This is a genomic window from Mucilaginibacter sp. P1_A3, assembly GCF_056406855.1.
In genome coordinates this window covers 396,312-410,504 of the sequence record NZ_JBFTZJ010000003.1, presented here as the reverse complement: position 1 = coordinate 410,504, position 14,193 = coordinate 396,312, and the positions used below count along the sequence as shown (strand labels likewise).

At 41.4% G+C, this 14,193-nt stretch carries 8 protein-coding genes and 1 tRNA gene; 4 read left to right on the top strand and 5 right to left on the bottom strand.

Annotated features, from left to right (window positions below; translation table 11 throughout):
• Positions 1 to 5 precede the first annotated feature (5 nt).
• The gene (gene uvrA, locus AC1D0K_RS08365) at positions 6 to 2,939 is read left to right on the top strand and encodes an excinuclease ABC subunit UvrA (protein WP_477441296.1); all 2,934 of its coding nucleotides are present in this window, start codon (positions 6 to 8) and stop codon (positions 2,937 to 2,939) included.
• Positions 2,940 to 3,246: 307 nt separating this feature from the next.
• Positions 3,247 to 3,843, top strand: coding sequence for a glycoside hydrolase family 19 protein (locus AC1D0K_RS08360; protein WP_295720985.1), 597 nt, complete (start codon positions 3,247 to 3,249; stop codon positions 3,841 to 3,843).
• A gap of 330 nt (positions 3,844 to 4,173) precedes the next feature.
• Here the strand turns inward: AC1D0K_RS08360 and AC1D0K_RS08355 are convergent, their stop codons facing one another.
• Positions 4,174 to 4,344 (bottom strand): hypothetical protein, encoded by a 171-nt coding sequence (locus AC1D0K_RS08355; protein ID WP_295720986.1) that lies wholly within the window; start codon positions 4,342 to 4,344, stop codon positions 4,174 to 4,176.
• A 92-nt stretch (positions 4,345 to 4,436) separates the two neighbouring features.
• Positions 4,437 to 5,438, bottom strand: coding sequence for a tRNA (adenosine(37)-N6)-threonylcarbamoyltransferase complex transferase subunit TsaD (gene tsaD, locus AC1D0K_RS08350; protein ID WP_477393242.1), 1,002 nt, complete (start codon positions 5,436 to 5,438; stop codon positions 4,437 to 4,439).
• Between the two features lie 233 nt (positions 5,439 to 5,671).
• On the opposite strand from tsaD, the gene AC1D0K_RS08345 reads away from it, so the two are divergent.
• Positions 5,672 to 10,060 (top strand): translocation/assembly module TamB domain-containing protein, encoded by a 4,389-nt coding sequence (locus AC1D0K_RS08345; protein ID WP_477393240.1) that lies wholly within the window; start codon positions 5,672 to 5,674, stop codon positions 10,058 to 10,060.
• A gap of 188 nt (positions 10,061 to 10,248) precedes the next feature.
• Here AC1D0K_RS08345 and AC1D0K_RS08340 read toward each other — a convergent pair whose 3' ends face one another.
• The 3 genes from AC1D0K_RS08340 to AC1D0K_RS08330 form a co-directional block, all read right to left on the bottom strand.
• Positions 10,249 to 11,454: a bifunctional 3,4-dihydroxy-2-butanone-4-phosphate synthase/GTP cyclohydrolase II gene (locus AC1D0K_RS08340; RefSeq protein WP_295720989.1), complete on the bottom strand. Its 1,206-nt coding sequence runs from the start codon at positions 11,452 to 11,454 to the stop codon at positions 10,249 to 10,251.
• A gap of 214 nt (positions 11,455 to 11,668) precedes the next feature.
• Positions 11,669 to 13,093 carry an LptF/LptG family permease gene (locus tag AC1D0K_RS08335; protein ID WP_295720990.1) on the bottom strand — a complete coding sequence of 475 codons (1,425 nt, stop codon included), beginning with the start codon at positions 13,091 to 13,093 and terminating at the stop codon, positions 11,669 to 11,671.
• Positions 13,094 to 13,203: 110 nt separating this feature from the next.
• Entirely contained in the window at positions 13,204 to 13,584 is a 381-nt protein-coding gene (locus AC1D0K_RS08330; RefSeq protein ID WP_295720991.1) for an START-like domain-containing protein, read from the bottom strand.
• A gap of 239 nt (positions 13,585 to 13,823) precedes the next feature.
• Between AC1D0K_RS08330 and AC1D0K_RS08325 the strand changes: the two genes are divergently transcribed.
• A tRNA-Met gene (locus AC1D0K_RS08325) sits at positions 13,824 to 13,897 on the top strand.
• Positions 13,898 to 14,193: the final 296 nt, after the last annotated feature.

Below are 14,193 nucleotides of genomic sequence, written 5' to 3'. Positions count from 1 at the left end.
GAAGAATGAGTAAAGAAGCAGAAAAAGATCCGTCGAAACATATCATTATAAAAGGGGCACGTGTTCATAACCTTAAAAACATGGATGTGGCTATCCCCAAAAACAAGCTGGTTGTGGTTACGGGCATGTCGGGTTCGGGTAAGTCATCTCTAGCATTTGATACACTTTATGCCGAAGGTCAGCGCCGTTATGTAGAGAGCCTGTCATCATACGCACGCCAGTTTTTGGGCCGTATGAACAAGCCCGATGTAGATTATATTAAGGGCATTGCGCCCGCCATCGCTATAGAGCAAAAGGTGATTACCTCAAACCCGCGTTCAACAGTGGGTACCTCAACCGAGATTTACGATTACCTGAAGTTACTTTTCTCGCGCATCGGCAAAACCATTTCGCCTGTATCGGGCCTCCCGGTAAAAAAGGATTCGGTGACCGATGTGGTCAATTTTATACTATCGCTGCCAAATGAAACCCAGGTAACTTTATTAGCGCCATTATATCCGCATAATAACCGCAGCTTAAAAGAAGAGCTTGCCGTGTTAATGCAAAAGGGTTTTGTGAGGGTAGAGTACCAGGGCAAACTATCAAAAATAGAAGCTTTATTAGAAGATGCCAGCATAGTTGATGATGGCTCATGGCTTATTGAGGAAGCGAAAGGCGAAACCTTAAAGCTGAAAACTAAAAGCAAAAAAAAGGAAGTTGAAGCAGATACCGAAACTAACCTTACCACGCACCAGTCATCACTTACCTCCTACTCGGCAGTAAGAATTGTGGTCGACCGCATACATAAAAACGAAGAAGATGAAACTGTAAGCCGCCTTGGCGATTCTATACAGACCACCTTTTTTGAGGGGAAAGGCGATTGCTACGTGCGTTACCAGGAACCGGATGCCGACCAGGAAACGGAACGCTTTTTTTGCGACCGTTTTGAATTGGATGGCATAAAATTCGAAGAGCCGAGCCCCAATTTCTTCAGCTTTAATAACCCTTACGGCGCCTGCAAAAAATGCGAAGGCTATGGCAAGGTTATTGGCATTGATGAAGACCTGGTTATCCCGGATAAAAGCAAATCTGTTTATGAAGGTGCCATTGCACCCTGGCGCGGCGAAAAAATGCGCGAGTGGAACGATAATTTAGTAAAACATGCGTTAAAATTTGATTTTCCGATCCATCGCCAGTATAACCAACTTACGGCCAAAGAGCAAAGGCTGTTGTGGACGGGTAATAAGTTTTTCCGTGGCCTTGATGAATTTTTCAAGGAGATGGAGGCGCAAACCTATAAAATCCAATACCGTGTTTTGCTATCGCGATACAGGGGTAAAACCAACTGCCCCGAATGTAAGGGCAGCCGTTTACGCCAGGATGCCTCATACGTAAAGATCAGCGAACGCTCCATTACCGATGTGGTATTGATGCCTTTGGATAAAGCGCTGGAGTTTTTCCAGGGTTTAAAGCTAACCGAAACAGATTTAAAAATCGGCAAGCGTTTGCTCATGGAGATAACCAACCGCCTGGTGTTCCTGAATGATGTAGGCTTAGGCTATTTAACCCTTAACCGGTTATCAAACACCCTATCGGGCGGCGAATCACAGCGCATTAACCTGGCTACGTCCCTAGGCAGCAGCCTGGTAGGCTCCATATATGTATTAGATGAGCCAAGCATCGGTTTACACCCCCGCGATACCCAGCGGTTGATAGGGGTACTTAAATCCCTTCGTGATGTAGGCAATACCGTTTTGGTAGTTGAACACGAAGAAGAGATCATGAAGGCAGCCGATCATATTATTGATATTGGCCCGGAAGCAGGTACTCATGGAGGCGAGCTGATATTTACCGGCACCTATGACGAAATTATAAAGGACGATAACAGTTTAACCGGCAGATATTTGAGTGGTAAAGAAGAAATTGCTATACCCGCCACTCGCCGAAAATGGAATGATTTTATTGAGATAAAAGGCGCCCGCGAAAACAACCTGCAACACGTTAACGCTAAATTTCCGTTAGGCGTGCTTACGGTGGTTACGGGTGTATCCGGCTCGGGCAAAACCAGCCTGGTTAAACGTATTTTAGCACCCGCACTCCAAAAAACGCTGGGCAATTACTCTGGCGAGCAAACCGGATCATACGACAGCATTGATGGCGATTATGCTAAAATTGAACAGGTAGAAATGGTGGATCAAAACCCTATCGGCCGTTCGTCGCGCTCAAACCCGGTTACTTATGTAAAAGCCTGGGATGAGATTCGTAACTTGTATGCCTCTCAACCAGTAGCCAAAGCAGCAGGCTTAAAGCCATCAGCATTCTCGTTTAACGTAGAGGGTGGCCGCTGTGATGTTTGCCAGGGCGAGGGCGAGGTGAAGATAGAGATGCAGTTTATGGCCGATATCTTTTTAACCTGCGAAACCTGCGGCGGCAACCGCTTTAAGCAGCATATCCTCGATATCACCTACAACGAAAAAAACGTTGCCGAAGTGCTGCATATGACCATTGATGAAGCACTCCTGTTCTTCGCCAAAGAGCCTAAGATCATCGCTAAAATAAAACCTTTGGTTGATGTTGGCTTGGGCTACGTGCAATTAGGTCAATCATCAAATACATTATCAGGCGGCGAGGCACAGCGTATTAAGCTGGCATCTTTCCTGGTAAAGGGTAACAACACCCATAAAACACTTTTCATTTTTGATGAGCCAACTACGGGCTTACACTTTGCCGATATCAAAAAACTGCTTAAATCCTTTGATGCACTGCTGGATCATGGCAACACCATTATTGTAATTGAACACAATATGGATGTAATAAAATGTGCCGACTGGGTTATTGACATCGGCCCAGAAGGTGGCGACCGTGGCGGTAAAGTTGTTTTTGAAGGCGTGCCCGAGACATTGATCAAAGAAAAAAAATCACATACCGGCCATTATTTAAAAGAACGATTCGGAAAATAAAACCGCTGCTTTTTTTTCTGAACCAGATTAAGCAGACTTTCCAAATTATAGAATTTCCCTTTGTTAGAGGCGCAAAATATGCGCCTCTAACTATATACAGCGTACATTCCAGTTTGAATTTCCACGCCGGAGACACCCTCTACGCACTCCACATTAAAAATAATTTCAGCTTGAATTTTATTTTGATATTCCAATCAGGAATATTTACATTTGATACACAAAGCCAATAAACTAATCTATCTCCCTTTTAAACAAGCCTTTAGCTTGCATATTTTTCTTTTATTGTTAACCACTAATCTATAAGATCATGCCAGGTACAAAAGAATTTTATGACGATGTCCGCCCCATGTTTGGCGGTCATATTTCACAAAGCCAGATTGATGGCATCGAAAACATTTTAAAAGCTATCGCAGAAGCCGGTATCACTGATGAACGCAAAGCAGCCTACATGCTGGCTACTGTTTTTCATGAATGTGCCAAAACCATGGAACCCATTGCCGAATTTGGTAAAGGCGCCGGGCACCCTTATGGTCAAAAGTTTAAAATGGGGAGTGGCCCTGGTCATCGCGTTGCCTACAGTTCCCCGGATAAATTATACTATGGCCGGGGTTATGTACAATTAACCTGGTATGAGAATTATGAAAGCATGGGCCGCTTGCTGCACGTTGATTTGCTCAACAACCCCGAAATGGCCTTGCAGCCCGAAATTGCCGCAGCCATCCTGGTGAAAGGAATGAGCGGTGGCTTTTTCACTGGTGCCGGTTTGGGTAAATATTTTAATGATAAAGTTACCGACTGGGTAAATGCCCGTAAAATAATTAATGGCCTTGATGCCGCCGAAATGATAGCCGGCTATGCGCAGGTTTTTCATAAAGGTTTAACCGAAGAAGTGGCTATGGCGTAGTGAAACCCGTGATTGCCAAAACTAAAATCTGGAGGAGAGGTTCCTATGATTTAATGAAACGCGTCGAGTTTTAAAATCAGGTGGCCTCTGAAGGAGAAATTGATGTAACAAAAATGGCTGTCATCCTGAGCCTGTCGAAGGATAGCGGGCAGAGGCCTCTCCGCGCGAGTCTTCGACAGGCTCAGACTGACAGGCCTACCCTCCTCGAGACATAAGCGTCATAGGTAGGCACGAAGCAATGCCGGGTGTTTTTTTGTTTTAACCCGATTTTTCAATAAAATCTCAGGTACTTAATTAAAGGATTTTTATTAGCCCAATCAGCCAACCAACCTACTTACCGCCTGTTTTTATGTACATGTAAACTATACCTCCAATAACGGTAATAGCTAATACAATAAGCCCGGTAACTCCTTTTTTCTTATCCTGGCGCATCAGCCAAACTAAAAATACAACCAGTGGCAGTACAAATACCGCCCAGAATATTAATGATGGAATGTTCATATAGCCCCCTAACCCCCTAAAGGGGGAATGTTAAATTTATACAAAGTTAATGATTACTATTCAAGCCTCCTCCCCTTTAGGGGCTGGGGGGCTTAAAATATCATCCTCGCCATAGGTGCAATTTCCTGCCCTACAAATTCTCCTTTTAAATATTTATAGTAACCTGCAATGGCAATCATGGCCGCATTATCAGTACAATACTCCATTTTTGGAATAAAACTTTCCCAACCATTTTTTTCACAAAGATCTGCTAAACCTAATCTTAAACCGGTATTTGCCGATACTCCACCTGCCAAAGCTAACTGCTTTATACCATATTCATTTGCAGGTTTCTGTAGCTTATTCAGTAATATCGTAACTATCCGTTTTTCAACAGAGGCGCAAATATCCGGCAGGTTTTGACTTATAAAATCAGGGTTCTTTGCCACATTATCTCTTATGAAATATAGTATGGATGTTTTTAGGCCGCTAAAACTAAAGTTAAATCCGGGGATCTGTGGTTCCGGAAATTTATACGCATTAGGATTACCCTGGCGTGCGTATTTATCAATCAACGGCCCACCCGGATATGGCAAGCCCAAAATCTTACTGGTTTTATCCATGGCCTCGCCGGCAGCGTCATCTAAAGTCTGGCCAATGATCTCCATATCAAAATAATCTTTCACCAACACTATTTGCGTGTGCCCGCCAGATACCGTAAGGCACAAAAAAGGGAATATTGGTTTATGATCACCAATAAAATGCGCCAATATGTGGGCTTGCATGTGGTTTATTTCAATAAGCGGAGCCTTTTGAGCCAGCGCAAATCCCTTTGCGAACGATACCCCAACTAAAAGTGAGCCTAAAAGTCCCGGACCGCGCGTAAAAGCTACTGCATCAATATCATTTTTGTTTACTTTTGCGTTCAATAATGCTTGTTGAACGGCCGGAACAATGTTTTGCTGATGAACTCTTGAGGCAAGCTCAGGAACAACGCCCCCATATGCTTCGTGAATGCTTTGATTGGCAATAACATTGCTCAATATTACACCATCAACGCAAACAGAGGCCGAGGTATCATCACATGAAGATTCAATTCCTAATATTACAGGCACGATTATGAATTATTGATTTATTGAATCAGCTAATTTGCGATTTATGAATATTTCCCAAACTATCATTCAATTAGATTGTAAATGAAGGGAAAAGCTCACTAAGTCAACAATTCAGCAATTCACTAATTAAAAAACACAAAGTTATTAAAAAAGCACTCAAAATAGTATTCGGGCTGGTGTTGTTGATATTATTGACACTGAGCATACTTTTATTGGCTTTTCAATATAAACCCGTGCAAACCTGGGCCGCTAAAAAAGCGGCCAAATATTTGTCGGATGAATTGAAAACCACCGTATCTATAAAAACCCTGTACATAAGGCCTTTTAGCTCCGTTGTTATTGAGGGATTATATATCCTTGATAAAAAAAAGGATACCCTGTTAAACACACCTAAGCTTGCTGTAGATATCAACGGTTTCTCGCTGTTTAACAGCATAAAAAAGCGTGTTATCAATTTTGAAAATATTGAGCTGGACAACGGCTCCTTTTACCTCAAAAAACAAAAAGATAGCACCACCAACCTTAAATTTATTATTGATTACTTCAACTCGGGCGGTACTGCCAAAAGCGATACCGCCAAAACTATCAGTAAACCCTGGACGCTTAATTTTGATAAGATTGTTATTAACAACTTTCATTTCAGGTATAAAAATCAGCTGGTTGATACAGTAATGCCACAGGTTAATTTTGAGGATATCGATGTTAAACACTTCAGCACGGTATTATTGGGAATGGACCTCAAAAACCACCTGTTTAAGGCCAATGTGCAAAAATTAACGCTGCAGGAAAAAAGTGGTTTCTATGTTAAAAACCTACGCTCCAATCTCACTATTGATACCAACCAGATCCTGGCGCAAAACCTTCATATTAAAACAGGGCACTCCGATCTGAAAGATTATTTCAGGATGCGGTTTAAATCATTTAACGATTTTAATGAATTTACAAGTAAGGTTTACATGGATGCCGATTTTAAATCATCACGTGTATCATCGGCAGATATAGCTTACTTTACAAGTGGACTTGAAAAGGTAAGCTTTGATCTTGGCTTAGAAGGACGCGCTCGGGGGCCGGTAAGCAATCTAAAATCCAAAGGTGTCACCATCACTGCCGGCCAGGCTACGTTTATAAAGGGTGATTTTAATTTAAGAGGTTTGCCGGATTGGAACAACACCGTTCTTGAACTAAAGTTCGACCAGATCGCTTCCAATAAAAAAGATATTGACTATCTCATAAGCCATTTTTCCGGTCAGCCAAACCTTAAAGTTCCCGATATTGTAAATAAGTTCGGCAATATCAATTTCACCGGCAGGTTCACAGGTTTACAAAATGATTTTGTAGCATATGGTATTTTTAAAACCAAACTTGGCCGCTTCGATTCAGACATCAATTTAAAGATAGACAAAAAAGGCAACCCCAGCTATAGCGGCAAACTGGATGCCTTCAACTTTGACCTTGGAACGCTGCTTGACGAGAGTTCTCTGGGCCGCACCACTTTTACATCAAATATAAAAGGCAGTGGAAACGACATCAAAACACTGAGCGAACAGGGAGATGCCCGAATCAAATACATCGACTTTAATAACTACACCTATAATAACCTAACAATCAAAGGCTCTTTTATAAAAAAACAGGCTAACGGGCATATCACCATTAATGATAAAAACGTAAAGCTTGATTTGAATGGAAAAGTTAATTTAAACCCCGAACTTCCATCCTATGATCTTACGGCAACCATTAAGGACGCCAAATTAAATGCATTAAAACTCATAAAGGATACCATTACCATAAGCGCCCAGTTAAAAACAGCTTTCTCTGGTAATGATCTTAAAAACTTACAGGGCAATATCCTGCTATCGCCGGTTAGAGTGATTGACCCACGCAATAACTACCTGGTTGATTCGCTGTATATTTCTGCAAATGGCATGGGCGAATCGAGAGAAATAGCCCTGAATTCTGATTTTGCAGATGCCAATATTAAAGGCAGCTTTGACCTGGCAACACTGCCATCGTACTTTAAAACCATCGTTAAAAAATATATCCCATCTTTAAAAACCACTATTGTACCCCCAAAGCCCGAGCAATTTGATTTTAACCTCACCATTAAAAACCTCGATCCGCTTACGGCAATATTTGTACCCGATTTAAAAATACCAGACCGGGGAACAATTACCGGCAAGTTTGATTCAAGGAATAAAACAGCTACGCTATCGGGCTATATTAAAACCATAAAATACGGTAAAACAATTTTCCACGATTTTATTATTGACGAAAGCACATCAGATAATTTGCTTGGCCTCAACCTTTCCTTAAGCCGGATTGATCTTACAGACAGCCTGTTTATAAAAGACATCAACATTACCAACTTCCTTAAAAATGATAGCCTCAACTTTAACATTAAGCTATCTGACAAAAACGCGGTAAATCAGCTGGATCTTTATGGCCTTGTTGAATTTGGCCGCGATGCCACCGCCAAACTCAAACTGCTGCCATCAGATGTGATATTGGAGAAAGAAAAATGGAAGATACAGGAGCAGGTAAGCATTCGCATCCTTGATGGCAAAACACAGGTATCGGGTTTCGAGCTATCGAATGGCATACAAAAGGTACGTATAAACGGGTTTATATCAGATAACCCAGCGGATGAGCTTAAGCTATCGTTTGAGAAATTCAACATGCGTACGCTTAACCAGCTTACCAAAACCTCGGGGATATTTTTAAAAGGCGCACTTAATGGGGACGTTAAACTTACCGGCATCACCAAGTCGCCGGGGGTTGATGCGCATTTAACTATCGATTCGCTTACCATGAACAAAACCCTTATTGGTGATGTAAAACTGGTATCAACGCTGGGTAATGACCGCAAACAGGCGGATATGAAACTTAATATCGTAAATCGCGGACTTGAAACCATGAACCTGAGCGGAATTTACGCCTTTGGGAAGGACACGGAAGATAACCTTGATTTTGACGTAAAAATGAACCAAACAGAAGCCATCATTTTTGAGCCTTTTATCAAAGACCTGGTTTCAGATATTAAAGGAAACGTATCTACCAATTTAAAACTTACCGGAAGTCCCTTAAAACCACAACTAAATGGCGATGTAACTTTAATAAATACCGGGGTTAAGGTTAACTATTTAAAAACCGCGTACACCGTAAACACAAAATTAAACGTTGAAAACAGTGTTATTAAAATTGATAACATGGTATTAAAGGATAGGCGCGGCGGTACAGGTACAGCTAACGGAACTGTTGATTTAAACAATATATCAAACCCCGATATTGAAGTTGAACTTATTGCTAAAAACCTGATGGCGCTGAGCACTACTTTTAAAGATAATCACCTTTATTACGGTACTGCTTACGGTACGGGTAAATTTAGTTTCAGGGGGCCGGTGGATAATATGAAAATAGATATTACCGCCAGTACCGAAGCAGGCACGGTTTTCAACATCCCGCTTAATACATCATCAACAACAAGTGATTTTGACTTTATAAAATTTGTGAGCCATAGCGATACCGCGAAGGTTGTTGCTAAAGAGCGTGCCTTTAACGGCGTTACCCTTAATTTTGATTTAACCGTTGATGAAAAAACAGTTGTTAAGATAGCTACCGATTACGGACAGCTGGAAGGCAGCGGTGTGGCCCACAACCTAAAGCTGAACATTAACAGCCTTGGCGACTTTGAAATGTACGGCGACTTTTTGATAACCACGGGTAAGTTTGAGTTTACTGCAAAAAACTTTATCAGTAAAAACTTCACCGTGAGCCAGGGCGGTACCATACGGTGGACTGGCAACCCATCAAACGCCGAGATAAACCTGAAGGCCTTATATGAGGTACGTACAAGCCGGGCCCCACTTTATACGGCAGCTGGTCTGCAATCGGCAAATACCAACCAGGTACTTGTACAGGCCGAGTTGATTTTGACAAAATCTTTATTACAACCTACTATTGATTTTGACTTTAACTTCCCTACCGATCCATCAATTAAGGATGATGTGGCCACCTACCTTGCCGATGCCAATAACAGGAGCCAGCAGGCCATTAGTATTATTGTACGCCGCAGCTTTAACTCGGGTAATAACGGTAGCTTAACCAACCAGGTTTTTAGCACAGCCAGCGAAGCGGTAAGTGAGTTTGCATTTAACAAGCTAAATAGCCTGATAGCACAATCAAACGTAAAGAATTTCGATTTAAACATCAGGTCGATCAATGAAGCCAATGCATCGTTTAGGTTTTTTAATAACAGGCTATCATTTAGCGGGAGCTTGTACACCAATACAGGATCAAACGACATATTCAACAACAATAACACAACCCTGTTCAACTCCAAACTTACAAAGGATTTTGAAACGCTATACCAGATCAGGAAAGATGGCAACCTTACCGCCAGATACTCCTACAGGGTATTAAATAGTACTACCTTAAACAGTATCACCACAACCCTGCAGCCCGAATATGTGAGCGGTATTGGTTTGGTATACCAACGGGACTTTGACACATTTGGCGAGTTTATCCGTAACCTTTTCAGAAGCGGTAAACGCAACCAGGCTCCTGTAACCCCTGCACCGGTTAACAATTCAACGCCGATAGTTACAAAGCCGGATGAGGATGATTGATTTTAGATGTGCAAGTTTTAGATGTGCAGATTGATGAAGGATGTGCAGATGTGCAAATTTCAGATGTGCAGATTGATTGAACAATTTATCAATAAAAAAATGGAGGCCGATAAACATCAACCTCCATTTTTTATTTTATCTGCACATCTGAAATTTGAAATCTGCACATCTAAAACCTGCACATCCAATTAATGATCGCGCATTATAGCGTGATCCATTTTATCGCGTTTGGTGCGCAGGTATAATTCATTATGAGGATTTGAGGCAATCTCGATAGGCACATTTTCAACTATTTCTAATCCGTAGCCAATTAAGCCGGCCCGTTTTTTAGGGTTGTTGCTCATTAGCCGCATTTTTGAAATGCCAAGGCTCCGCAATATCTGCGCGCCGATACCATAATCGCGCTGATCCATTTTAAAACCAAGTTTTATATTGGCTTCAACAGTATCATAACCATTTTCCTGCAGGTGATAGGCTTTCAATTTATTGATAAGACCAATACCTCGTCCTTCCTGGTTCATATAAATAACCACGCCCTTACCCTCTTTGCTTATCATCTCCATCGCTTTGTGCAACTGAGGACCACAATCGCAGCGGCAAGAGCCAAAAATATCACCGGTAACACATGAGCTATGCACACGTGTTAAAACAGGCTCACCGGGTTCCCATGTGCCCTTTACAAGGGCAAGGTGATTTTCGCCGGTATCAAGCTGCGTATAAGCTATCATTTCAAAATCACCCCATTCGGTTGGCATTTGTACTGATACTTCTTTTTTTACCAGCGTTTCTGCACTTAAGCGGTAGGCAATAAGGTCTTTTATAGAAACAATTTTGAGGTTAAATTCTTTTGCCATCACCAACAGATCTGGCAAACGGGCCATATCACCATCCTCCTTCATAATTTCACAAATCACGCCGGCTGGTTCAAACCCTGCCAAAACAGCCAGGTCAATTGCAGCTTCGGTATGCCCGGTTCTGCGCAAAACGCCACCATCCTGGGCAATCAGCGGAAAAATATGTCCCGGCCTTCCCAGGTCCTCTGGTTTGGTTAAGGGATCAATTAAAGCTAACGTGGTTTTTGAACGGTCTGTAGCCGAAATACCCGTTGTGCAGCCGTGGCCAAGCAAATCAACAGATACGGTGAAGTTGGTTTCATGTGAGGTGGTATTATGACTCACCATAGGTTCAAGATCAAGCTCACGTGCACGATCTTTAGTAATAGGCGCGCATACCAGGCCGCGGCCATAGCGCACCATAAAATTTATAGCTTCGGGAGTTGCATTACGTGCTGCTGTTAAAAAATCACCTTCATTTTCGCGATCCTCATCATCAACTACAATGATCATTTTACCTGACCTTATATCTTCGATAGCTTCTTGTATTGTATTTAACATTGTATATGTATTACGTACGGCAAGCTTAAAAGGGTGCCATGGTATATTTAAAGTTTAAACAAATTTAAAGTTTATTAAAATGATTCTGGTCGGTGTTGTGTAAAATCATCCCCAATGTGTTTTCCCATAATCAAGAGGAAAAAACAACAAGGATGAACGATGAAAAGTGCAGAAGCAGGCTTTCTCATCTTTTACCCTTTATTCTTCCAGCTATTTAAGCCGTTTTACGTTTAAATAATCTATTGAAAAGCCGTTTATAAACGTCCATATCAAATAATGCCGAATCAGTAGCCGCCTTGTATGACAGGAACAAGCCTATGGGCGTTAACACGATGATGGCTATCCACATGCCAAAAAATGTAGAAACGTTACCGGCCCTAACAGATTTTTCGCCTATGGTTGATATGATATAATAGATCAGGAAAAACACTACCGAAATTACAACCGGCAAGCCCAGGCCCCCTTTGCGGATAATTGCACCAAGCGGCGCACCTATTAAAAACAGGGCGATACACGCAGCCGACAGCGTAAATTTCTTTTGCACCTCAGACGCATATCTGCGAATGGTCATGGAATCAAAATTATATTTATCGGTACGGTTTTTTAGCACATCCTTTATGGAACGCACCTCGGATGCGGCGCTTGAAAGTGTCATTACCTGGTTGCTTATGGTCATCCCTTTCAACAGATCCTTATCTGCAGGAATATATTTTATTTTTTTAGCAGACTTTGAAGGCATGCTAAAATATTTGATATAGGGGGTAATTAGCTTATAGTTCATAACAACTGCCGCAGTTACCGCATGCTGGCTTGAATCAATATACTTTCTTAGCTGACTGAGGTTCATCATTTGCGAGGCCGATTTAAACTCGTTCTCATCAGTACGCTTAAGTCTAAAGCCGGATAGATCAAACTTTTGTTCGCTCTCCGTAAATCTAAACCGGGTTAAGCGTTGGCGCATGTTATAGTTGGCGCCGTCGCTTTTTGATTCCACGTAGTTTACACCATCCTTTAATTTTAAAACAAGGTATTTATCGCCCATGGTACGAAACATAGTTCCTTCGCGGGCCAGGGTAACTTCTGTATTATTTTCCTCATCATTTTTTTTGTATATCATGATGTCATACAAACGCTGCCCATCAGGATCTTTCTTTTTTACCCGGATAGTATAGCCCGGAAAACTTGCACTAAAAACCCCCTCTGGCAATAAATCGGCTGATTTTTGTTGACGGGCATCATACAACAACGAAAAATATTTAAGATTTGCTACCGGCAGCATATAGTCAGAAAAAAAGAAGGCAGCAGCACTTAATATGGATATAATAACAACCATAGGATACATTGCCCTGCTTAACGAAATGCCTGCAGCTTTAATGGCTACCAGTTCATAATTTTCGCCAAGCGCGCCATAGGTCATAATGGTTGATAGCAATACTGATAAGGGCAAAGCCATAGCCACGTTGGTTGCCGAGTTATACATCATCAGCTCGAGGATGGTGTACCAGGCAAAGCCTTTGCCTATCAAATCGTCAATGTATTTAAACAAAAACAGCATCAGCAACACAAACATCACAATGAAAAGCGTAACTGCAAAAGGCCTTATAAATGATTTAAGCAGTAAAAGATGGATCTTCTTCATCGGGGCAATTTGTATTTTACAGGATTAAAACCGCACATTATTGCAGGTTAATTTTCATTAACGCAAAATTAACGTTTCACAATACAAAATTAGCTAAAATTAAGTTTGCCTTAGGCGCCTAATACACTTATGAGGTAATCAATCTGGTTATCCCAAATAAGTTTGCGTTCGGGAATCAGCTCTTCGGTAGCAAAATCAGTAATACCTAATGCAACATCATTGGTAAGTTCATCCTGCAAAATTTCCATCTCAAAATAGCATTGCGGTTCGTCATCAACCCATTTAAACCTTACCAGTTTATTTTCTTTCACGGTGATAAGCTTGGCTTTTTGAGGCTCATCATCCCATGTAAACGTATAAACCTGGTCGCGTACATTAACATCATCGGCAAACCATTGTGCTAACCCGTTAGGCTCATTCAAGAAGGTGAACAGTATTCTTGGAGATGATTTTATCTCATATTCTATAGTAAATTTCTTTTTTTCGGACATCTAAGTTTATACTTGAAAACGGGTTAAGCAGTAAATGTTAACATTTTTTCTAAAGAAAACGAATTTCTGCTATATTTGCAAACCTTTTTAAGGAAGACAATTGTTTTATAAACGTTGTCGCTCGGTTTAACAACCATAAAAACAGAGCTTTGAATTAAAAAGGATGCCACGAAGCTTAAGGCGACTTAAGCAGAAATAAGATGGCAAGCAGACTTTGGCAAGCAAAGTTCAATAAAAACGGCGGGGTAGCTCAGATGGTTAGAGCGTAGGATTCATAACCCTAAGGTCGGCAGTTCGATCCTGCTCCCCGCTACCTGAAGATGAGGCTGTTACAAGAAATTGTAGCAGCCTTCATTGTTTCTGGTCATACAATGTTCATACACACCAGCTGCTGCACGAAATGAATTAACAAGCGCCACCATCCCTTGTAGCGCTATATAAATATAAGAAATTGCTTGCTTTTTACCAACTTTTTATCAATTTCCAATAAAAAATAATGCCGATTAACAATTGATATAGCACGCAAAATCTCACTTCTTCTAATATCTAAAAGAAGAATGATTATCATTTTTCGGTCTGAAACTTTGAAGAAGAAGCGACTATTACAGA